Source organism: Nocardiopsis sp. CNZ308, assembly GCF_004217075.1.
Window position 1 is genome coordinate 2,837,707 of record NZ_SHKJ01000001.1, and the last position, 19,957, is coordinate 2,857,663.

The following is a 19,957-nucleotide window of genomic DNA, read 5'->3' on the forward strand; positions in this document are numbered from 1 at the left end:
TTCAGCGCGTGCCCACCGAGTCGAAGGCCGCGTCGATGTCCCCGGTGGCGCCGTCCCCGCCCTCGGTGTTGACCCCGAGCATGAACGCGCCCCGGCCGTCGTCCAGCTCCACGATCACGAAGCGGCCGTAGGTGTCCCCCGAGTCGCTGCCCATGGTCGCCCCGAAGGCGGGCAGCCCGTCCACGTCGGTCTGGCCGGAGGGCTCGGCCCACACGCCGCCCTCGGCGGCCAGGTCGGCGGCCATGTCCACGGCCAGCCGCACCCCGGCCACCGCGATCGGCTCCACCGAACCGAGTTCCTCGGTGCCGGTGACGATGACCGCGTCCGGGTCCTCGGCCGGGCCGAGGACCGCGTAGGAGGTGTACTCCGAGGGGACCTCCCCGTCGTCGAGCCTGTGCCACTCCTCACCGGGGAGTTCGTAGGCCAACCCGGCCGGGGGGTCAGCGCCGGTGTCCCCGCCGCCCGCAGGGTCCCGCGGGGTGTCCTCCGTGCCCCCCGCGCCGCCGTCGCCCTCCCCCGCGCCACCGCCGTCGGCCGCGCCACCGCCCTCCTCGGCGGACTCCGAAGCCGAACCGGACAGGGGCCCGCCGTCGGAGAGGAACCAGCCGAGTCCGGCCGCGGTGGCCAGCAGGAAGGCGAAGGTCACGACGAGGGCGATGACGAGGGTGACCCGACGGGCGTTGTCGGGCTCGCGGCCGTCGGTGCGGGGGCGCGGACCGACGCGGTGTCGGTCGCCGCGGTCCGGCCTGTCCGGTCCTGGTGGCATCAGGGGCTCCTGCGCGCTGCTGGGGGCTCCCGGGGGTCGGGGCCCACAGAAGCACTACCCAGACCGGGGCGCGCGGAGACGGGCCGCCGTGGCCGGATCGGGCCGCCACCGGTCAGCGCGGTCGGTCGGTGCGGCCGGTCTCCGTCCTTTCGGGCAGGCCGGAGGGGCCTGCGGGCCGTGGGAGGGGAGGGACGGACGGCCTCAGACGTGCCAGGGGGCGAGGGGCAGCGGGGACCACAGGATGTGGGGCTCGGGCACGTCGCGGGGCGCGGGCAGCACCGCGGGCGGCAGCCGGTACTCGGCCGGGAGCGGATCGGTGGACCACGAGCGCCGCGTGCCGGGGCCCCCGTCGCGCGGTCGGGCGGGGCCGGGCACGGGACCCGCCGCCCGGGGAGGCTGCTCGGGGGCGGGATCGCGGACGTGTGCCGTCCGGTCGGCGGGACCGGGGCCGTCGCAGGGGAGGGGGCTGGCGGAGCGGGCCGGTCCGGCGGGGGCCGCGGGCGCCCCGGACAGCCCGAGCACCCGGTCGATCTCCTCGGGGCTCAGCGGGCGGTCGGCGTCGGCCACCGCGATGAGCACCTCGGCGTACAGTTCGATCTCGTCCAGCGCGACGTGGTCGTGGAGGTGGTCGTGCAGGTCGAGGCTGTGGTTCACGTGAGCTCACCCCCTGAGACAACGGTGTCGCGGCAGGACGGGACACCCCGCGCCGGAGTGCCGTGGGTACGGGTGCGACGGATCCGGACCCACGCGGGCGTGAGGAGTACCAGGCTACGCGCGGGGCGGGCCGGTGCGCATGACCCGTGAGGACCAGGCGGCGGAGTCACCCGGGTTAGCCAGGAATGGGCCCCGCCTGGGCGGGCGCGGTGCTTTCGGACCACCGCGCCGGTGCCCCGGCTACGACTTTCGTTCCGACCCGGCGTGACGCTAGGCCCAGGTGACGTCCTGGTGCTGGGCGGCGAGCGCCGCGTAGTGGGCCGGAGTGTGCTGGAGCACCAGCCGGTCGTTGTCGTTGAGCTCACGCACCACCTTGCCGGGCACGCCCGCCCACAGCGTGTCCGGCGGGACGGTCTTGCCCGGCGGCACGAGGGAGCCCGCCGCGACCAGGGCGCCCCGGCCGACGCGGGCGCCGCCCAGCACGATGGCGCCGATGCCGATGAGCGCGCCCTCCTCCACGACCGCGCCGTGCACCATCGCCTTGTGGCCCAGGCTCACGTCGTCGTGCAGGATCACGGGCTCACCGGGATCGGAGTGCAGGCCGCACTGGTCCTGGATGTTGACCCGGTCACCGACGACGACGTCCTCGGTGTCGGCGCGCAGCACCGACCCGTACCACACGCTGCTCCGGGCGCCCAAGCGCACGCGGCCGACCACCACCGCGCCGGGCGCGATCCACGCGCTCGGGTGGACCTCCGGTCGTCCGAAGTCCGCTCCGCCCACGCGGGGCCCCGCGGGCCCGCCTTCCGTGCGGCCGTTGTCCATCTCGTGGCCCTCCCTGCGTCTCGTACCGCCGTGTCCGTCTCCCCCGGGAGGGGGCGGATCAGCGGGAAGTTGACCGCTCTGCCCCCGTACGGGGATGATCGCGCATACCTTAGTAAGAACGTGACCGGGGTCCGCACGGCGATGTCCGGTCGGGGATCTTGACGCGGCCGCGCCGCGCGTGTCTACCTTGGTCGCCTGGACGGTGTCCACGGCGTTACGCTCCGCTCCCGACCGGTGCCCCAGGCGGCCGAGCCGGTATGCAGAAAAGGGCACTATCGGGCGTATGTCGCTAACGAGACCGGTCAGGTGTCGTGGTGACAATGGGTACGGGTCAACTCGCACCTTCTGCGTCGTACAGTCACAACGGTGTAAGGACATGAAGGGCACATGAGCGATATGTTGCCGGGCGGCGGACTCCAGCAGGACAGGTTTCCGACGGTGCGCAAGGGCGGCTATGACAAGGCGCACGTCGACGACTACTTCGTGCGGACGGACAACCAGGTCAAGAGTCTGCGCGAGCGCCTCCAGCGGCTGGACGACGAGCTGGAGCAGTACAAGCGCGACCTCGCCATCGCCCGCGAGAAGGCGCAGGTCAAGCCGGAGCACGAGCAGATCAGCGAGCGCATGGCCGAGATCCTGCGCATCGCCGAGGAGGAGGCCCAGGAGCGCCGCTCCAAGGTCGAGTCCGAGGTGAAGGAGGCCGAGAAGAAGGCCCAGGACGAGATCGCCAAGTACCGCAAGGACGCCGAGGAGCACGCCGAGCGGATCCTGTCCTCCGCGCGCTCGGAGGCCCACTCGATGGTCGACAGCGCCAAGAAGGAGTCCGACCAGCTCCGGGAGCAGGCCAAGCAGGAGGGCGAGCGCCGCCTGAACGAGGCCGAGGCGCGCGCGAAGAAGATCCACGACACCGCGGACCGCAGGCTCGCCACCCTCACCGCCACGCACGCCGAGGCGCTGCGCCGCCTCAAGGACATGCACTCGACCCTGGCCGACCTGGTCGCGGCCGAGGACAAGGCGGGCGCGCTGGAGAGCGGGCTCTCCCGCGACGAGGTGGCCGCCGCGTCCGCCCCGGCCAAGCCGGCCCCGGCCAAGCCCGCCGCGGCGGCCAAGGCCCCCGAGCGCGCCGCGGAGCCCTCCCGGCCCCAGCCCCGTCCCGAGGCGGCCGCGCCCGCTCCGGCCAAGCCGGCCCCGGCCGCGCCCGGGGACAAGGACGAGGCCACCACCAAGCTGCCTCCGCTCCAGCAGCAGCCGGACGAGGCGACCGTGCGCATCAGGCCGGTGGCCAAGCCGGAGCAGACCGGCCAGGACCCGGCGGAGGACTCCTCCCCGAAGGACCAGGCCCAGTCCGCTCCCCGCCCCCCGCAGGGCGCCCGCTTCACCGGTCCCGCCCCCGAGGGCGACCAGAAGCCGCAGTCCGGCCCGCAGCAGGGCCAGGCGGGCCCGCAGCAGCCGCAGTCCGGTCCGCAACAGGGCCAGAAGGGCCAGGAGCAGGGCGGCGATCCGGGCATCACCGGTATCTACCGCCACCCGGAGTCCGGCCACAACCAGCCGCCCAAGGGCGAGGACGGCGTCCGGGTCATCCGCAAGCCCTGACCCCGCGGCTCCGCTCGGACGGGAGCGCCCGGGGAGCCCTTCCCGGCCAGTCCTCTCCGGGCCCGCGGCGAGCCCTCGCGGCGCACCGGCCCGGAACGCGGTCCGGGGGCGGGGACCACGTCCCCGCCCCCGGCGTTTTGTGTCCCGATGTAGGGTGACGTCCGCCTTGTCGCAGGCTGTCGGCTACGATGCCGACAGCCATGATTATCCGCGCGGCCATCCGGTCGGACCTCGGTGCGATTCTGCGTCTTCTCAGGGAACTCGGCGACACCACCCACGCGCAGAGCGCGCACGTCCGCATGTCCTCCGCCGCCGTACGCGCCTGGACGCGGATGGAGAACGACCCCGACCGCACGATCCTCGTCGCCGAGCAGCGCGGCCAGATCATCGGCACCCTGGACCTGCTGGTCGTGGCCAACCTGACCCACGACGCCCAGCCCTGGGCCGTGGTGGACAACCTCGTGGTCGACCCCCTGGCCCGGGGCCGGGGCATCGGCCGGGCGCTCATGGAGGACGCGCTCGACCGCGCCACGCGGGCCGGGTGCTACAAGGTGGAGCTGCTGGCGCACGAGAACGGCCAGGACGTCCACCGGTTCCACACCGCGCTGGGCTTCGACAGCTCCGCCGAGGGCTTCCGCCGCTACCTGTGACCCGCGGGCGTCAGCGCTTGGCCGCCGAGCCCCCGCTCAGCGGCACACCCCGCATGAACACCACGGTGACCAGCCCGATCACGGCGATCGGGATCCCCGCCAGGAACACGCCCTGCATGGCGTGGTCGAAGGCGCCCACGACCACGTCGCGGACCGGCTCCGGCAGCGAGTGCACCAGTTCGGGGGAGCCCTGCGCGGCCTCGGCCGCCCCCGACAGGCCGACCGACAGTTCCCGCGCGCCCGAGTCGGTCCCGGCCGCGGCGTCCGCCGCCACCTGGGCCCGCGCGTCGGCCGACGCCTGGGCCAGTTCGCCGTTGAGCCGTCCCACCATCACCGCGCCGAACGCGGCCACGCCGGTGGCGCCGCCCAGGTTGCGGAAGAACACGACGGAGGCCGTACCCGTGGCCATGTCCGACAGGGGCAGGGCGCTCTGCGTCGCCAGCAGCAGGATCTGCATGCACAGGCCCAGACCCAGGCCGACCATCATCTGGCCCGCGACCACCGTGGTCAGCCCGGTGTCCAGGTAGGCCAGGCTGAGGGCGGCGAACCCGAACAGGCACAGGGCCATGCCCGCGACCGGGTAGGCCTTCCAGCGGCCGCTGCCGCCCACCGCGTAGCCGGAGCCGATCGAGGTGAGCAGGAACGACGCCACCAGCGGCAGCGTCATCAGGCCCGACACGGTCGGCGTCATGCCGTGCACCATCTGGAGGTACTGCGGCATGTAGATGATCAGGCCGAACATCATCATCCCGACGCAGGCCGACCCGAGCGAGGACAGCACGAACGTCCGGTCGCCGAACAGGCGTGCCGGGATGATCGGCTCCCGCGCCCGCCGCTCGACCACCACGGCCGCGGCTGTGAGCAGGGCGGCCCCGGCGCCCAGGGCGTAGGACAGCGGCGAGTTCCACGGGAACTGCGTGCCGCCCAGGCTGAGCAGCACGATCACGGTGCTCGCGGCGCTGAAGATCAGCCCGGCGCCCAGCCAGTCCACGGGCGCGTCGCGGCGGGGGACGAAGGGCATGGTGAACATGAACTGGATGACGACGAAGGCGAACAGGGCCAGCGGCACGGTGATGAGGAAGCACCACCGCCAGCCGAGCGGGCTGTCCACCAGGAACCCGCCCACCAGCGGTCCCAGCACGGTGGACACCCCGAACACCATGCCGATGAGGCCGCTGTAGCGGCCGCGCTCGCGGGGCGGGACCACGTCTCCCAGGATGATGTTGGGCAGCGTGGCCAGCCCGCCGACGCCCAGCCCCTGGAGGGCGCGGGCCGCGATCAGCCAGTTGATGTCCTGCGCCAGGCCCGCGGCGACCGAGGCCACGATGAAGATGCCCAGGGCCAGCTGGAAGAGGAGCTTGCGCCCCCAGATGTCGGAGAGCTTGCCCCACACGGGGGTGGAGGCGGTCATCGTGAGCAGGGCGGCCGTGGCGACCCAGGCCAGGCGGTCCTGGCCGCCCAGCTCCCCCATGATCGTCGGCAGGGCGGTGCCCACGATGGAGTTGGTGAGCATCGAGGTGAGCATGGCCAGGACCAGGCCGACCATGATGCGGCGCACCACGCGGCGCGAGGGCAGCTCGGGGGCCTCGTCGGCGGCGGGGACGGCCGGGACGTCCGCCGCGGGGGCGTCCCCGGGGGCGTCCCCGGCCGGGACGTCGCCGGGCGGGGCGTCCGTCAGCGGTGTTTCGGTGAGGGGATCACCGCAGGTCCGTGTCCGCGCGACCGCCCGGGGTTCGACGCCCGGGGGAGTGTCCCCGGCTCCGGCTCCTCCACGCAACGACTGTTCCACACAAGCCCCCGATCGTGGACGCACAAAAGGCCCCGCGGCGTGCTGCCGGGGGCGTCGTCCTGTCCTCAGGTATATGTAAACACTGTTGACCTGTCAAATCCATATCTCTCCGCACGTTTCGGTATGCGTCGGTTCTCCGGAAGTGTCAACCTGGAGTACTGACCGCCAGATCGCAGCCGCCAAGGGGTACGCAGATGGACCGTCCGGAGGAAACCGGAGGCGGCCCCGGGCCGACGAGGGGGCGGGAGGCCACCAGAGCCCGCATCCTGGCCAGCGCCAAGGAGCTGTTCACCAACGAGGGCTACGGTTCGGTGTCGTCGAGGATGATCGCCGCGCACGCGGGGGTCAACGTCGCGCTCATCAACCGCTACTTCGGCGCCAAGAGCGGACTGCTGACCGAACTCCTGCGCGAGGACGGCGTCTTCCCGGGGCTGATCGAGGGCGAAACCGCCACCCTCACCCGGCGCCTGGCCGAGCACGCGGTGAGCCGCCTGCACGGCGAGGCCACCGCGCTCCAGCGCGCCCTGGACGACTCCGCGGGCGACCCCGACCTCCAGGCGGTCTACCAGGGGCGGATCACCAGCGCGATGATCGACCCGCTGACGGTCTACCTCGGCGGGAACGACGGCCGGGCGCACGCCTCGCTGATCTCGGCCGTGATGCTGGGGCTGACCCGGGTGCGCGTGGTCGAGGGGGCCACGGCGCTGCGCGCGCTCGACCGCGACCGGCTCACGGACCGGATCCAGGCGCTGCTGGACCTGTGCATGGACGACTTCGCCGAGGGCGCCGGGGACGCGCCGGGGAGCCGGTGACCGCCGGCGGTCCCGTCCTCCCGGGCGGACGACACGTTTTGCCGGGACGGCAAAGAACGTCGCGCCCCGCGGACCGCGCGTGGAGAGTGGGGCGCGGAGGTGGTCGACATGACCGGTGAACACGCGGCGGACTCCCTGCCCGAGGAGATGGGCGAGGACTTCTGGAACGAGCGCTACCGCTCACAGGAACGGATCTGGAGCGGCAGGCCCAACCGCCACCTGGTGGCCGAGGCGGCCGACCTCGAACCCGGACGGGCGCTGGACGTGGGCGGCGGTGAGGGCGCCGACGCGATCTGGCTGGCCGAACGCGGCTGGCGGGTGACCGCGCTCGACATCTCGACCGTGGCTCTGGACAGGGGCGCCGCCCACGCCCGCGAGCGGGGCGGGGAGGTACCCGGGCGCATCACCTGGAAGCGGGCGGACGTGACCCGCTGGTCCCCGGACGAGGACGCGTTCGAGCTGGTGACCTCGCAGTTCATGCACCTGCGCGAGCGCTGGCGCGCGCGGTTCTTCGCCGCGCTGGCCTCGGCGGTCGCGCCCGGGGGAGAACTCCTGGTCGTCGCGCACCACCCCCGGGACCTGGAGGAGGGCGTGCCCCGCCCGCCGGACCCGGACCTGTTCTACACGGGCGACGAGGTGGTGGCGGCCCTGCCCCGGGAGGAGTGGACCGTGCTGGCCGACGAGGTCCGCGCGGGGACGGCCGTCCTGGACGGGGAGACCCACACCGTCCACGACCTGGTGGTCCGCGCCCGCCGCGAGGCCTGACGGGGACCCGTCGCAGGAGGCGGGGCGCGGACGGGTGCGCCCGTCCGCGCGGTCCGCGGGGCGCGGGCGGCGCGGCGCGGCGCCCTCCGGGGCTGTCCGCGGGCGCGACTACAGTGCCGGGATGCCTCCCCCACACCCGGTGCGGCGGGTCCTGCCCGCCGCCGTCCTCGTCCTCGGACTCGCGGTCATCGCGGGATCCGCGCTCCTGCTCCTGCTGACCGGTGAGACCGGCATCCGCTACAGCGCCGACCACGACGGCACCGTGCCCATGTGGACCCGCTGGGTCCCCGCCCTCGCCGGTGTCGCGCTCGTGCTGGTGCTGCCCCGGCCCGAGGCCCCCGCGGACGGGTCCGCGCCCGAGGGGCGGCCGCTCCCGGAGGCGCTGGCCCTGACCGGCCTGGCCCTGCTGTTCGCGGTGGCGCTGTACGCGCTGGGCGGGGGGAACCGGCGCACACCCTGCTCAAACTGGCGCTCCTCCTGGCCGCGCCCTCACTCCTCTTGTGGTGGCCGCGGCGCTCGGGACGGGCCTGGCGGGAGGCGGGCCGCCCCGGGCCGGTCCGGCACGGCTGGGCCCCGGCGGTCCCGGTGCTGGGGTGGGCGGTGCTCACCTACGCCGGGCCGTTCGCGATGCCGCCCAGCGACTACGGCCGCACGGTGGACGCCCTCACCCTGGTCGCCACCGTCGTCGTGGTGTTCCTGGTCAACGCGCTGTTGGAGGAGGTCTTCTACCGGCGCTGGCTCCAGAGCAGATGGGAGGCGGTCCTCGGCGCCTGGCCCGCGATCGTGCTGTCCTCGCTGCTGTGGGCGTGCTGGCACGTGGCCATCCAGGGGCGGGGCGACCTCCCGCTGGACCTCGCCATGGTCTTCGTCAACCAGGGGGTCCAGGGGCTCTTCCTCGGCCTCCTGTGGAGCCGGTACCGCCGGATGTGGCCGATCCTGGTCGTGCACGGCCTCGTCAACTCGGGAGGGATCCTGCTCGGCCTCCTGTGAGGGGCCGGGCGCCGGCGCGGGGGCCCGCGGCGTCCGGCGGTCGGCCGGGGCCCGCGCGGGTCCCGGCCGACCGGTCGGGGCTCAGTCCCGGAGCTTGGCCACCACGTCGATCTCCACGAGGATGTTCGCCAGGTCCGAGCCCACGGTGGTGCGCACGGGGTAGGGGGCGCTGAAGTGCTCCTCGTACACGGCGTTGAACTCCGGGAAGTCCGCCTTGAGGTTCTCCAGGTGGACGGTCGCCTTCACGATGTCGTCCAGCGTCAGGCCGTGCTCGGCGAGCACGGCGGAGATGTTGGCCAGCACCTGGGCGGTCTGCTCGCCCACGGTCGGGGCCACGCGGCCGGTCTCGGGCTCCTGCGGGCCGAAGCCCGCGGTGTACAGGAACCCGCCCGCGACCACTCCCTGGCTGTACGCCCCGGCCGGAGCGGGGGCGTTGTCGGTGCGGACCGCCTTCTTGGACATCCGTGGACTCCTTCGCTGGTCTGCTCCGGCGGCGCGTGCGCGCGCCGGTGCTCGTGCCGTTTCACGGGCGCTTTACTGGCAACAAAGTTACCAATTTTCTTCCGGGCAGCGTATCTTGGCCACACCGGACACCGGTCGGCCGCGCGCCGCGCCGGGGTGACCGGTACGTCGAACGGAGGAACAGTGCATTCCGAGACCGTACTCACCGGCGGACTGGTGGTCGACGGCACCGGCGGTCCCTCCCGCCGCGCCGACCTCGTCCTCCGCGACGGCCGCATCGCCCACATCGTCCCACCCGGCGGCGCGCGCACCACGGGCACCGTCGTGGACGTGGAGGGGCTCGCGGTCACCCCGGGGTTCGTCGACATGCACTCCCACTCGGACCTGGCCGTCCTCGCCGACCCCGCGCACGAGGCCAAGACCCTCCAGGGCGTCACCCTGGAGGTCCTGGGCCAGGACGGGCTCGGCTACGCCCCCGTCACCGACGACACCGCCGGGGAGCTGCGCGCCCAGCTCGCCGCGTGGAACGGCCGGCCCGACCTCGACCACTCCTGGCGCACCGTGGGCGAGTACCTCGACCGGATCGACGCGGGCGCCCCCGTCAACGCCGCCGTCCTCGTCCCCCAGGGCAACGTGCGCATGGCCGTCCTGGGCGGCGAGGACCGCCCGCCCACCGACGACGAGCTCGACCGCATGCGCCGGATCGTCGCCCAGGGCATGGCCGACGGCGCGCACGGACTGTCCACCGGCCTGACCTACACCCCGGGCATGTACGCCACCGACGACGAGATCGTCGCCCTCCTCGAACCCGTCCGCGCCGCGGGCGGCTACTACTGCCCCCACCACCGCAACTACGGCTCCCGGGTCGTGGAGTCCTACCGCGAGTGCCTGGAGACCGCGCGTCGCGCCCAGGTCGCCCTGCACCTGGCGCACTGCCACGTCAACTTCCCGCAGAACCGGGGCCGCGCCCCCGAGGTCCTGGACGCCATCGACGAGGCCACCGTCCACTACGGCCTCGACGTCACCCTCGACAGCTACCCCTACCGGGCCAGCGCCACCCACCTGGGCGCCCCGCTGCCCAGCTGGGTCCAGGTCGGCGGAACCGCCGCCACCCTGGAGCGCCTGCGCGACGCCCCCACCCGCGCGCGCGTCCTGCGCGAGATCGAGGAGGAGGGCACCGACGGCAACCACGGCGTCCCCATGGACTGGTCCGCCATCGTCGTCACCGGCGTCGCCGACCCCGGGCTCTCCTGGGCCGTCGGATCCTCCGTCGCCGACCTGGCGCGCACGCGCGGCCGCCTCCCCGGCGACCTCTACATGGAGCTTCTCGTGGCCGACGAGCTGCGCAGCGGCTGCCTGCTCCAGGTGGGCAACGAGGAGAACATCCGCACCATCATGCGACACAGCTCCCACACGGCCGGGAGCGACGGCATCCTCGTCGGCGCCAGGCCGCACCCGCGCGGCTGGGGCACCTTCCCCCGCTACCTGGGCCACTACGTGCGCGAACTCGGCGTACTCACGCTGGAGGAGTGCGTCCGCCACCTCACCTCCCGGCCCGCGCGTAGACTCGGCCTCACCGACCGCGGCGTCATCCAGGCCGGCGCCGTCGCCGACCTGGTGGTCCTGGACCCCGCCACCGTGGACGCCCTCGCCACCTACGAGGAACCGCGCCTGGCCCCCCGGGGCATCCACCACGTCCTCGTGTCGGGTGACTTCACCGTCCGGGACGGCCGCCGCACCGACCGCCTGCCCGGCCGATCCGTCCGGAGGAACCGCCGATGAGCGAGCACCCGACCCCCGCGGGGAGCGACCCGACCAACAGCGCCGACGCCGTCTGCGTCGGCGAGACCATGGCGGTGCTCGCCTCGGCCGAGGCGCTCGCGGCCGGAACGAAGCTGGTCGTGGGCACCGGCGGCGCGGAGTCCAACGTGGCGGTCGCCCTGGCGGCCCTGGGGCACACCGCCGCCTGGGTCAGCCGCGTCGGCGACGACCCCTTCGGCCGCATCGTCACCGGTGCCGTCGCCGGGTGCGGCGCGGACGTGACCGGAGTGGAGGTGGACCCCGAGCGCCCCACCGGCCTGTACGTCAAGGACACCGGCCCCGGCGGCGCGGGCGTGCTGTACTACCGCGCCGGTTCGGCCGCCTCCGCCCTGTCGGCCGCCGACGCCGAGCGGGTGTGGGCGCGCGACCCCCGGGTGGTCCACCTGTCCGGCATCACCCCGGCCCTGTCCGCGCGCGCCTCGGCGCTCGTGGAGCACCTGCTGGACCGGCGGACCGGGAACGGCGCGCTGCGCTCCTTCGACGTCAACCACCGGCCCGCCCTGTGGGGGGCCAGGACCGCCGCGCCGGTGCTGCTCGACCTGGCCCGCCGCGCCGACGTGGTCTTCGTTGGCCGGGACGAGGCCGAGCGGCTGTGGGGCACCCCGGCGGCCGAGGACGTGCGGGCGGTGCTGCCCGAGGTGCCGGTCCTGGTGGTCAAGGACGCCGAGCACGGCGCGACCTGCTTCGACTCCGAGGGGGCGGTGTTCGCGCCGTCCCCGCCGGTGGACGTGGTCGAGGCCGTGGGCGCGGGCGACGCGTTCGCCGCCGGTTTCCTGTCCGGCCTGCTGGACGGGCTGTCCGTGGAACAGCGGCTGCGCCTGGGCCACGCGGTCGCGGGCGCGGTGCTGCGCTCTCCCGGGGACGTCCTGGAGGCCCTGCCCGGGGACGTCGCCCGGATCCGCGGCTCCGCGGGGGCCTGAGCTCCCGCCCGGCCCTCAGCCGATGACGATGGCGCCCGCCAGGACCGGATCGCCGAAGCTCACCGAGCCGTGCCCGGAGGCCAGCGCGCGGCTGCCCTGGCAGCTCGTGCCCGCGAAGAGCGCGAACTTGACCCTGCTCTCCGTGGAGATCCCGGTGACGCCCCCCTGCCCCGTCTTGAGGGTGCGGCAGCCCCCGTTCTCCACGGTCTGCTGGTAGCCGGACTCGAAGGTGACCCGGACCGGGGGAGCCTGGTCCTGTCTGCTCGACAGTCCGGCGATCGCTCCGGCGATGGTGGCGGACATGGTGGCGAGGTTCGCAGGGCGGATCGGCACGGTAACTCTCCTTCTCTGCCGGCCCGCACGGGGCTCCCGGCGAGCACGGAGTTGGTTACTCTGTGTCATTTAGCTACAGCTTCGCGAGAACCGAGAGGAGCCCCGGCGGAGTGTCGGCGGATTTCTGCGCCCGTCGGCCGCCGCTGCCGCGCGCCCCGGGACGCGGCCGGGCGTTGTGGGGGCGCCGCCGCCGCGCATAGAATGCGGTTCGACCGGAACGGGGAGGTGAGGGCGCCGTGAGCCTCCTTCTCGCGTTCTTCGAGTTCCTGATGCTGGGCGTGGTCCCCGCCGAACTCCTGCCGGTCCCCGGCTCCCTGGCGCTGCTGGTCGCCGCCGTCGGCGCGGCCGTCGCCTGGTACGTCCTGCACGGCACCTGGGCCTGCCCGGCGCGCGACGCCGCCGCGGGCGCGGTGCGCGCGATGCGCCGCAGATCCGCGCGCCTGCCCGTGCTCACCCTGTGTGACCCCGACGCGGCGGGACGGCCCCGGCCCAGAGCCCCCGGCAAGGCCCTTCCGGCCGCTCGCTGACCCCTTCTGCGACATGCTCCCGCGTGCGTGCGTACGCGTGCGCGCCCCGCCCCGGGTGTGTGCTCCGCCCCGTGCGGGCGCGGTCGCGAGCGGCCCGACGTCTGTTCCCCTCCCACCGGACGAAGGGCCTTCCCGCCTTGTACAGCCTCGGGCCGATCGCGGCCGCCATGACCCTGCTCTCGACCGTCCTGTCCGCCCTCACCTCACTGCTCACCCCCCTCACCGGAAGCCTGGCCGCCGGGCTGGCCGTCGTCGCCCTGACCGTGGCCGTGCGCCTCCTGCTCGTCCCCCTCGGGGTGGTGCAGGTCCGCGCCGAGAAGGCCCGCGCGCGCCTGGCCCCGCGGCTGGCGAAGATCACCGCCCGGCACCGGGGGAACCCCGAACGGCTCGTCGCCGAACAGCGCCGGGTCTACGCCGAGGCGGGCACCTCCCCGCTGGCGGGCTGCCTGCCCTCCCTCGCCCAGATCCCCGTCATGATCGCCCTCTACGGCGTGTTCATCGGCGCGGGGAGCGGCGAGGAGGAGATGCTCGCGCACACCTTCGGCGGCGTTGAACTGGGCGCGACCCTGACGGGCGGCGCGGGCGGGGCGTACGCGGCACCCGTGTTCGCCGTGCTCCTGGCCCTGATCGCCCTCGTGGCCTGGGCCAACCGCCGCTACCTCATGCTGCCCGCGATGCGGGCGGGCGCCGAGGCGAACCCGGACCAGCCCCAGCTCCCCGGGCTCCTGACCTACATGCAGTTCACGACCGTGGCGGTCGCCGCGTTCGTGCCGCTGGCCGCTGGCCTGTACCTGCTGACCTCAAGCGCGTGGGCGCTGGGGGAGCGGCTCCTGCTGCGCCGGGTCGTCCCGGACTGAGCCGCGGCGCGGTCCCCGGACCGGGCCGGGGACCGCCGGTCCGTCAGAAGTCCACGCTGACGCAGGCCAGGCGGTCGCCCGCGGTGCCCGCCTCGCCCTCGCCGGTGTGGGTGTGGTGCTCGTGCAGCACCAGCGACCGGGCCTCGCCCTCGCGGAACTCCCAGTCCACCGTGCTGGTCGCGCGGGCGTTGCCGTCGTCGTCGGTGGTGAAGTCCAGCCAGACCTCGTTCTCGGGGTTGGCGTAGGCGGGGTCGCTGGAGGGCTCGTCCTCGGTGGCGGCCGGGTCGGCCTCGTTCTGGTAGTGGGGGCCCGCGTCGGCCGGGTCGTCGCCGCAGGGCCGGGTGTGCACGTGGGCGCCGAAGTCGCGGCTCCCCTCCAGGCTGGTGCCGGTGAACTGCACGTGGGTCTGCCCGTCCTGGGTGCGCACCTGCACGTCGGAGGTGGCGCCCTCGGGCACGGCGGTCTCGTCGTAGGTGATGGCGCCCGCGCCCTCGCCGGGCGGCAGGAAGATCGACGCGGTCACGCTGGGGGAGGCGCTGGGCGTGGTCTGCGGGGACTCCTGGGAGGCCGAGCCGCCGTCCTCGGCGGTATCGGGCTGCGCGCATCCGGCGGCGAGGGTCGCGGTCAGGGCCAGGCCGACGGCGAACGGTGTGATGCGCATGACGGAACTCCCGGTTGCTCTCAACGGACGCCCGCAAGACTACCCAAGGTACCCGAGGGATGACTAGGCGTGCGGAACGCGATCTGCCGGGGGCGGGAAGGGCGACCTGAGTGTGAAGGCCTCGGGGGTGGGGCCTTCGGCGCGCAACAGGTCCAGGCGCCTTCCGGCCTCCTCGACAGTGGGGATCGTACCGCTGGGAACCCACCACAGGACCAGATACGCCTCCCGCAGGTGCTCGAACCACTCCCGGCGTCCGCGCAGCAGCTCCAGGTGCTCACTGCGGTAGGTGAAGTTCCACAGCGACTCCACGTCCCGCCAGACGGAGTAGTTGATCAGGAGGGCGCCGCCGAAGGGCCGCAGGCCGGTGGCGTCCTCCTTGCCCTCCTCCACCAGTCGCCACACGAACCCCGGGGCGCTGTCGGCCAGTGCGTTGATCGGGTCGATGCGGGCGGTGAAGCCCGCCATGGAGGGGTCGTCGAGGGGGGCCTTGAGGACGCCGACGTTGATCTGGGCCAGGTGGTACCCGGAGGGGGAGGTCTCGTTCACGGGACACAGCACACCACGGCCGGTCTTCTATGTCAATGTTCGTTGTTTTTGGAAATCACCACGCAGCACCGGCCCGGACGGGCGTCCATCCGGGCCCTCACGCCGTCCTCTCCGCGCCCCTCCAGCAGGCCGCGCAGCAGCTCCAGGTTGAGACCGCAGGCGAGCGGGGGGAAGGCGCGGGCCAGGGTGTGGAAGGGGCAGTTGAGCAGCCGCACGCCGCCGTCCTCCTCCGGGGCCTGGTCCGGCCCGGAGCCGTCCCCCGGGGCGCGGGCCGCCCCCTCCTCGGGCTCGTAGCCCCGGGCGCGCAGCAGGTCCACCAGGGGTTCCCCCCGATGCCTCGCACCGATGCGGCGGCCCTCCTCGCGGGCGGCGGCGTGCAGGGCCTCCTCGGCCCCGTGCCGCTCCACCGCCTCCGCCAGCACGTGCGCGGCCAGCTCGTAGTCCCTCGGCGGCAGGTGCAGCGACAGCTCCCGGTCCGCGCGCCGGTACAGCTTGGCCGGGCGGCCCGACCCCGGCCCCTCGCGGCCGCTCACCTTGCGGCGGGCCACCTCCAGCAGACCCGCGTCGGCCAGCCGGTCCAGGTGGTGCGCGGCCAGGGTGCGCTGGATGCCGAGGGCGTCCGCGGCCTGGCCGCGGCTGACCTCTGCGCGCGCCGCCGCCACGTACTCGTACAGCCTGCGGCGCACGGGGTCGGCGAGGGCCTGCGCGGCGTCGATCGAGGAGTCGTCCATGCCCCCATTGTCGGCGCGGCCCGGTACGGCGCGCAGTGGGACACTGGTGGACGACCACGACCCCTGCCGAACAGGTGACATGCGAACGATCAGACACGGCGGCGAGCACGAGCTGGAGATCCGCAGGTCCCGCTTCGTCTGCGCCCTGGCCAGGGCGGACACCGAGGACGCCGCCCGCGCGTTCATCGCCGAGCGACGTAAGGAGCACTGGGGCGCCAATCACAACTGCACCGCCTACGTGCTCGGCGACCAGGGCGAGGTCCAGCGCTCCAGCGACGACGGCGAGCCCTCCGGGACCGCGGGGCTGCCCATGCTGGAGGTGCTGCGGCGCCGGGAGATCACCGACACCGTCGCCGTGGTCACCCGCTACTTCGGCGGGGTCAAGCTCGGCGCGGGAGGGCTGATCCGCGCCTACGGCAACGCGGTGTCCGCCGCCGTGGACGCGCTCGGGGTCCTGGAGCGCCGCGAACTCCTCGTCGTGGACGTGTTCGCCGACTACGTGCTCGGCGGGCGTCTGGAGAGCGACCTGCGCGACTCCTCCCTGACCGTGCGCGACGTCGCCTACGCCGACAGGGTCCGGATCGAGGTGGCCCTGCCCGAGGCCGACCTGCCCGGGTTCGGGGTCCGCCTGGCCGAGCTGACCGGAGGGAAGGCGGAGTTCGAGGTGCGGGGGACCACGGTCGTGGAGGTGGAGCCCTGAGCCCGCGCCACGTCCCATGGCTGTAACGACTCGCTCTCCCTGTGTCCGCCCGCCGCGGCGCGGCTTAGGATTTGCCGTAAACGTCATCGTTCGTGGGGAGAAACCGTCCATGCGCCGCTCACGGGTGCCCAGGGCCCTCACCTGTGGACTCGCGGTGCTGCTGGCCACCGCGTGCACCGGTGATCCGGAACCCTCCGCGTCCCCTCCAGGCGAGGAGCCCGCCCCCGTCCCCACCGCGTTCGAGGGGCAGGCGCCGCCCGGTGTCGAGGGCGAGGTGCTGCGCTACCTGCACGGCGGTTCCGCCGACGTCCACGAGATCTTCGCCGATCCCCTCGGCGTGCGCATCAGCCCGGTCGGCGACGCCTTCCTGGTCAGCTCCGGCAGCGAGGACCGCCACCTGCTGCACGACGCCGCCACCGGCGAGACCCTGTGGGAGGGCGCGGCGCGCTTCGACGGCTTCGGCACCGACCGCGACGGCGAGCGGGTGCTGCTCATGGCGGACGCCGACGGTTCGCCGTTCGTCCTCGACGCCCGCGGGCAGCGGCTGTGGGAACCGGCGCGGGAGGGCGACGCCTACCTCGACGGCCTCGCCGTGCGCCGTCCCGAGGGGTGGACCGCGGAGGAGCCCCACGGAACGTTCTCGCTGCTCGACGACGGGGGTGACGAGCTGTGGGACTACGAGTTCGAGGCTCCGGCCGAGCCGCAGGAGGAGACCGCCGGGGGCGACGGCGGGCCCGACGGGACCGGATCCGACGAGGAGGCGCGGGAGTCCGGGGAACCGGCCCTGGGCGTGCCCGTGGCCGCGCGCGAGGATCTGGTCCTGCTCGCCACCGGAGGCCCCGTCCTGCACGCCCGCTCCGTGGGCGCCGACACCGCGGGCGAGGAGCTGTGGACGGTGGACGGTGAGGACGAGGAACTGGGTCTGCCCACCTCCTCCCCGGTTCCCGCGCCGCAGGTGATCGGCTTCTACACGCTTCCCGAACCGGACTCCGCCACCGAGACCGCGAGCGAGTCGGAGTCCGCGAGCGAGTCCGCGTCCGAGGGCACCGGGGACGGAGAGGGCGGAGAGGACGGGGAGGACCCGGGGGAGGCCGAGCCCGGGGGAGAGGACGTCCTGCTGCTGCGCTGGGCCCGGTCCGAGGCGCCCTCGACCCTCTCCGCGCACGACCCCGACAGCGGCGACCTGCTGTGGACCCTGGAGGAGCCGGGCACGAACCCGGTCGCCGGGGCCTTCGGCCCCGACGGCGTCGCGGGCAGCCTCTACGACGGGGCCACCGGAACCCTCCTGCTGCCCCAGGCCAGCGGTGCTGCGCCGGTGGTCGCGGTCGACCTGGCCGGGGGAGAGGTCCTGTGGGGCCTGGAGGAGGAGGCGGGGTCGATCTCCCCGGCCTTCGCCTTCGACGGCCTCGTCTACGGGGACTCCCGCGCCAGCGGCGGACAGGACCGGCAGCTGGTGCTCGACGCCGTCACGATGGACGTGGTCGAGGACGAACTCCCGGCGTACGTGGAGGCGGTCACCGAGAGCGGGCACGCCATCCTCGTGCACGACCGGCAGCGCTTCGTCTACGGACCCCTTCCGGACGAACCCTCCGAGGGGGAGTCCGAGGAGCCCTCCGACGCGGAGGGTTCCGGGGCCCCGGGCGACGACGCCAGCTGACCGGCGGCGCCGAAGGTCCCCGTGCTCCGGGCGCCCGGACACGGACTGGAGCGAAGCGGAGCTCCAAAGACACTGCCTGGGCACGAGGACACGGCGTGGGGAGCGGGCCAGCGGGCCGCGCACGCCGCTGGCCCGGCGGCGGCCTCCGGGCCAGCGGGCCGACGGGATCAGCCCCTGGGTTCGGGCACCCGCAGGACCACGTCGATCCCCAGCGCGCCCGTGTGCACCGTGCCGTCGTCGAAGGCCTCCCACTGCCAGCGCGCGGTGTGCGAGGAGCCCGCGGCGACCACGATCATGTCCGGCGGCAGGCTCGTCAGCACGTGCTCGTCGGCCTGGCCCAGCGGGCGCGGGACCACCACCACCGTCGGCGCCTCCGTTCCCGGGTCCAGCCCGTGGATCGGGTCCGGGGCCGCCACCACCGGGATCGTGTCGGGGACCAGCGAGCGCAGGGGACGCCCCTGCCTGAGCACCCGTACCCGGAGGCCCGCGGCGTGCAGCCCGTCGGCGACCACGCGCACCGCGTCGGCGGCCACCCCGGGGTCCCCGTCCACCGCCAGCAGCCCGCGCATGCGGGTGAAGTCCACGTGCACCAGGGCTTCGGTCCCCTCCTTCCGCCCCAGGCACACCAGCACGCCCCGCAGCGCGGCCCCCGTCATCGTGTGCACGGACGTGCCGAAGCGCACCGGTGCCGACGACCTGCCGCTGCCGTAGCGCCAGGTGGTCGTGTCCACGGCCCGCCAGGAGGAGGCCGGAGGGGTCGCCCCGGCGGGTACCACCGCGGTCGTCTCCGAGGGTGTGGTCAGCAGGGCCACGGGACGCGCGGGCACGTCGGCGGGCGCGCCGATCAGCTCCGCGTGCGCGGTCCCGGCCCGCCTCGCGGCGTCGGGGTCGGAGGCGACCAGGTCCGTCGCGGCCCGGCGGCGCCGCGCGGCCGCTCCCGGGCGCGAGGGCCGCCGCTTCCGCGGACGGTCGGCCCGGGCCGCCGCGACCCTGCGGAACGGCCAGGCCAGAGCCCGGCCGATCGGCTGCCAGAACAGGGTGATGAGGGTCAGCAGGACCAGGCCCGCCGCACCCGCCGCCAGCACGCGCGGGTCGATGCTCGGCTCCTCCTCGGCCGCGGCGTCTCCCGAGGAGCCCTCCGCGGAGGACTCCTCCTCCGGAGGCGGCGTGTACGCGGGCGGGGCGGGAGGAGGCGAGGGCGGTTCCTGCCCCAGCGCGTTGGCCCGGTCGACCGCGACCACGCACAGGGGGTCCAGGCCCTCGTAGACACCCTCGCCGCCGGAGTCGAAGGGCACGACCAGGCGCCACTCGGGGAGCACCTCGCGGTCCTCGCCGAGGGCGCCGCCGTCCGCCTGGGTGCGGCCCGCGTTGTACTCGTAGATCTCGTCCGCGCGCTCGGGGTCGCCCAGGACGAGGTCGGCGATGCCCTCCAGACCGGGGGAGCCCTCCGGGACCACGTAGTAGTACACGGTGGGGCAGATGTCGTAGGTGCTGGTGGCGGTGTCCGCCGCGGCCGGTGCCGCGGACGCGGCGCACCAGGCGGAGAGGACCGCCGTGAACGCCCGGGCCCCGCGCGCCGGGCGCGCGCGCGAAGATCCGGACCGTGCCGCCGCTGTCAGGGTCACTCGCTCTCTCCTGTGGCTGTCTTCGCTGCTGAGGAACACCTTCCGGGCCGCGCGGGTCGGTGTCGCCGAGCCGGGGGCCGGTTCCGCGGGCTGCGGGCACTGTCAGGGATGACGAAGGCACACCCTATGAGGTTCGGGAGAACTTTGCGCGCCCCTGGGGCATCTGCTCAGTCGTGGGCGTGGCAGTCTATGATGTCGGACTCTCCGAGCGCCCCCGGTCCCGGGCCCGCACAGTCCGTTCCCGACCCCCGTGGCAGGTGTGAGATCGCCTGA

General features: G+C 74.3%; 21 protein-coding genes. 11 read left to right on the forward strand and 10 right to left on the reverse strand.

The window, feature by feature from the left end:
• Window position 1: 1 nt before the first annotated feature.
• The 3 genes from EV372_RS12335 to EV372_RS12345 form a co-directional block, all read right to left on the reverse strand.
• Window positions 2–766, reverse strand: a complete 765-nt coding sequence (locus tag EV372_RS12335; protein WP_130396113.1) for a hypothetical protein — start codon at window positions 764–766, stop codon at window positions 2–4.
• A gap of 201 nt (window positions 767–967) precedes the next feature.
• A complete protein-coding gene (locus EV372_RS12340; RefSeq protein ID WP_130396114.1) occupies window positions 968–1,420 on the reverse strand; it encodes a hypothetical protein in 453 nt (150 codons plus the stop codon).
• A 270-nt stretch (window positions 1,421–1,690) separates the two neighbouring features.
• Window positions 1,691–2,245 carry a gamma carbonic anhydrase family protein gene (locus EV372_RS12345; RefSeq protein WP_013156469.1) on the reverse strand — a complete coding sequence of 185 codons (555 nt, stop codon included), beginning with the start codon at window positions 2,243–2,245 and terminating at the stop codon, window positions 1,691–1,693.
• 396 nt (window positions 2,246–2,641) lie between these two features.
• Here EV372_RS12345 and EV372_RS12350 point away from each other — a divergent pair, with 396 nt between their 5' ends.
• Together EV372_RS12350 and EV372_RS12355 are read left to right on the forward strand one after the other, a co-directional pair.
• Window positions 2,642–3,838 (forward strand): F0F1 ATP synthase subunit B, encoded by a 1,197-nt coding sequence (locus tag EV372_RS12350; protein ID WP_130398895.1) that lies wholly within the window; start codon window positions 2,642–2,644, stop codon window positions 3,836–3,838.
• A gap of 200 nt (window positions 3,839–4,038) precedes the next feature.
• Complete coding sequence (locus tag EV372_RS12355) at window positions 4,039–4,488, forward strand: GNAT family N-acetyltransferase (RefSeq protein WP_019609259.1); 450 nt, start codon at window positions 4,039–4,041, stop codon at window positions 4,486–4,488.
• A 10-nt stretch (window positions 4,489–4,498) separates the two neighbouring features.
• On the opposite strand, the gene EV372_RS12360 is transcribed toward EV372_RS12355, so the two are convergent.
• Complete coding sequence (locus EV372_RS12360) at window positions 4,499–6,265, reverse strand: MDR family MFS transporter (RefSeq protein ID WP_130396115.1); 1,767 nt, start codon at window positions 6,263–6,265, stop codon at window positions 4,499–4,501.
• Window positions 6,266–6,471: 206 nt separating this feature from the next.
• On the opposite strand from EV372_RS12360, the gene EV372_RS12365 reads away from it, so the two are divergent.
• The 3 genes from EV372_RS12365 (at window position 6,472) to EV372_RS12375 (ending at window position 8,844) form a co-directional block, all read left to right on the forward strand.
• Window positions 6,472–7,089 carry a TetR family transcriptional regulator gene (locus EV372_RS12365; protein WP_130396116.1) on the forward strand — a complete coding sequence of 206 codons (618 nt, stop codon included), beginning with the start codon at window positions 6,472–6,474 and terminating at the stop codon, window positions 7,087–7,089.
• 108 nt (window positions 7,090–7,197) lie between these two features.
• Window positions 7,198–7,854 carry an SAM-dependent methyltransferase gene (locus EV372_RS12370; RefSeq protein WP_165435985.1) on the forward strand — a complete coding sequence of 219 codons (657 nt, stop codon included), beginning with the start codon at window positions 7,198–7,200 and terminating at the stop codon, window positions 7,852–7,854.
• A 600-nt stretch (window positions 7,855–8,454) separates the two neighbouring features.
• Window positions 8,455–8,844, forward strand: coding sequence for a CPBP family intramembrane glutamic endopeptidase (locus EV372_RS12375; RefSeq protein ID WP_197044251.1), 390 nt, complete (start codon window positions 8,455–8,457; stop codon window positions 8,842–8,844).
• A gap of 81 nt (window positions 8,845–8,925) precedes the next feature.
• On the opposite strand, the gene EV372_RS12380 is transcribed toward EV372_RS12375, so the two are convergent.
• Window positions 8,926–9,306, reverse strand: a complete 381-nt coding sequence (locus tag EV372_RS12380) for a RidA family protein (RefSeq protein ID WP_130396118.1) — start codon at window positions 9,304–9,306, stop codon at window positions 8,926–8,928.
• Between the two features lie 183 nt (window positions 9,307–9,489).
• Here EV372_RS12380 and EV372_RS12385 point away from each other — a divergent pair, with 183 nt between their 5' ends.
• Both EV372_RS12385 and EV372_RS12390 read left to right on the forward strand, forming a co-directional pair.
• Window positions 9,490–11,088, forward strand: a complete 1,599-nt coding sequence (locus EV372_RS12385; RefSeq protein WP_130396119.1) for an N-acyl-D-amino-acid deacylase family protein — start codon at window positions 9,490–9,492, stop codon at window positions 11,086–11,088.
• Complete coding sequence (locus EV372_RS12390) at window positions 11,085–12,047, forward strand: sugar kinase (protein WP_130396120.1); 963 nt, start codon at window positions 11,085–11,087, stop codon at window positions 12,045–12,047. The genes EV372_RS12385 and EV372_RS12390 overlap by 4 nt, the downstream gene beginning before the upstream one ends.
• Before the next feature lie 15 nt (window positions 12,048–12,062).
• Here EV372_RS12390 and EV372_RS12395 read toward each other — a convergent pair whose 3' ends face one another.
• On the reverse strand, window positions 12,063–12,380 hold the full coding sequence (locus tag EV372_RS12395) for a hypothetical protein (protein ID WP_013156478.1): 318 nt from the start codon (window positions 12,378–12,380) through the stop codon (window positions 12,063–12,065).
• A gap of 236 nt (window positions 12,381–12,616) precedes the next feature.
• Here EV372_RS12395 and EV372_RS12400 point away from each other — a divergent pair, with 236 nt between their 5' ends.
• Both EV372_RS12400 and EV372_RS12405 read left to right on the forward strand, forming a co-directional pair.
• Window positions 12,617–12,907: a DUF6412 domain-containing protein gene (locus EV372_RS12400; RefSeq protein ID WP_130396121.1), complete on the forward strand. Its 291-nt coding sequence runs from the start codon at window positions 12,617–12,619 to the stop codon at window positions 12,905–12,907.
• Between the two features lie 137 nt (window positions 12,908–13,044).
• Window positions 13,045–13,764, forward strand: coding sequence for a YidC/Oxa1 family membrane protein insertase (locus EV372_RS12405; protein WP_130396122.1), 720 nt, complete (start codon window positions 13,045–13,047; stop codon window positions 13,762–13,764).
• Between the two features lie 43 nt (window positions 13,765–13,807).
• Here the strand turns inward: EV372_RS12405 and EV372_RS12410 are convergent, their stop codons facing one another.
• The 3 genes from EV372_RS12410 to EV372_RS12420 all read right to left on the reverse strand — a co-directional run bounded on the left by EV372_RS12410 (window position 13,808) and on the right by EV372_RS12420 (window position 15,702).
• Complete coding sequence (locus EV372_RS12410) at window positions 13,808–14,425, reverse strand: superoxide dismutase family protein (RefSeq protein WP_130396123.1); 618 nt, start codon at window positions 14,423–14,425, stop codon at window positions 13,808–13,810.
• A gap of 63 nt (window positions 14,426–14,488) precedes the next feature.
• Window positions 14,489–14,983 carry a DUF3291 domain-containing protein gene (locus EV372_RS12415; RefSeq protein ID WP_130396124.1) on the reverse strand — a complete coding sequence of 165 codons (495 nt, stop codon included), beginning with the start codon at window positions 14,981–14,983 and terminating at the stop codon, window positions 14,489–14,491.
• Window positions 14,984–15,003: 20 nt separating this feature from the next.
• Window positions 15,004–15,702 carry a helix-turn-helix transcriptional regulator gene (locus tag EV372_RS12420; protein WP_130396125.1) on the reverse strand — a complete coding sequence of 233 codons (699 nt, stop codon included), beginning with the start codon at window positions 15,700–15,702 and terminating at the stop codon, window positions 15,004–15,006.
• A gap of 79 nt (window positions 15,703–15,781) precedes the next feature.
• Between EV372_RS12420 and EV372_RS12425 the strand changes: the two genes are divergently transcribed.
• Together EV372_RS12425 and EV372_RS12430 are read left to right on the forward strand one after the other, a co-directional pair.
• Window positions 15,782–16,402, forward strand: coding sequence for a YigZ family protein (locus EV372_RS12425; protein WP_130396126.1), 621 nt, complete (start codon window positions 15,782–15,784; stop codon window positions 16,400–16,402).
• Between the two features lie 109 nt (window positions 16,403–16,511).
• Complete coding sequence (locus EV372_RS12430; RefSeq protein ID WP_130396127.1) at window positions 16,512–18,059, forward strand: outer membrane protein assembly factor BamB family protein; 1,548 nt, start codon at window positions 16,512–16,514, stop codon at window positions 18,057–18,059.
• A 167-nt stretch (window positions 18,060–18,226) separates the two neighbouring features.
• On the opposite strand, the gene EV372_RS12435 is transcribed toward EV372_RS12430, so the two are convergent.
• Window positions 18,227–19,684, reverse strand: a complete 1,458-nt coding sequence (locus EV372_RS12435) for a hypothetical protein (RefSeq protein ID WP_130396128.1) — start codon at window positions 19,682–19,684, stop codon at window positions 18,227–18,229.
• Window positions 19,685–19,957: the final 273 nt, after the last annotated feature.

What these genes read in the sequence shown, in the direction of transcription:
- EV372_RS12335 (WP_130396113.1), bottom strand. Translation starts at nt 766, where the DNA reads ATGCCACCAGGACCGGACAGGCCGGACCGCGGCGACCGACACCGCGTC.
- EV372_RS12380 (WP_130396118.1), bottom strand. Translation starts at nt 9,306, where the DNA reads ATGTCCAAGAAGGCGGTCCGCACCGACAACGCCCCCGCTCCGGCCGGG.
- EV372_RS12345 (WP_013156469.1), bottom strand. Translation starts at nt 2,245, where the DNA reads ATGGACAACGGCCGCACGGAAGGCGGGCCCGCGGGGCCCCGCGTGGGC.
- EV372_RS12350 (WP_130398895.1), top strand. Translation starts at nt 2,642, where the DNA reads ATGTTGCCGGGCGGCGGACTCCAGCAGGACAGGTTTCCGACGGTGCGC.
- EV372_RS12430 (WP_130396127.1), top strand. Translation starts at nt 16,512, where the DNA reads ATGCGCCGCTCACGGGTGCCCAGGGCCCTCACCTGTGGACTCGCGGTG.
- EV372_RS12355 (WP_019609259.1), top strand. Translation starts at nt 4,039, where the DNA reads ATGATTATCCGCGCGGCCATCCGGTCGGACCTCGGTGCGATTCTGCGT.
- EV372_RS12370 (WP_165435985.1), top strand. Translation starts at nt 7,198, where the DNA reads ATGACCGGTGAACACGCGGCGGACTCCCTGCCCGAGGAGATGGGCGAG.
- EV372_RS12365 (WP_130396116.1), top strand. Translation starts at nt 6,472, where the DNA reads ATGGACCGTCCGGAGGAAACCGGAGGCGGCCCCGGGCCGACGAGGGGG.
- EV372_RS12425 (WP_130396126.1), top strand. Translation starts at nt 15,782, where the DNA reads ATGCGAACGATCAGACACGGCGGCGAGCACGAGCTGGAGATCCGCAGG.
- EV372_RS12420 (WP_130396125.1), bottom strand. Translation starts at nt 15,702, where the DNA reads ATGGACGACTCCTCGATCGACGCCGCGCAGGCCCTCGCCGACCCCGTG.
- EV372_RS12410 (WP_130396123.1), bottom strand. Translation starts at nt 14,425, where the DNA reads ATGCGCATCACACCGTTCGCCGTCGGCCTGGCCCTGACCGCGACCCTC.
- EV372_RS12390 (WP_130396120.1), top strand. Translation starts at nt 11,085, where the DNA reads ATGAGCGAGCACCCGACCCCCGCGGGGAGCGACCCGACCAACAGCGCC.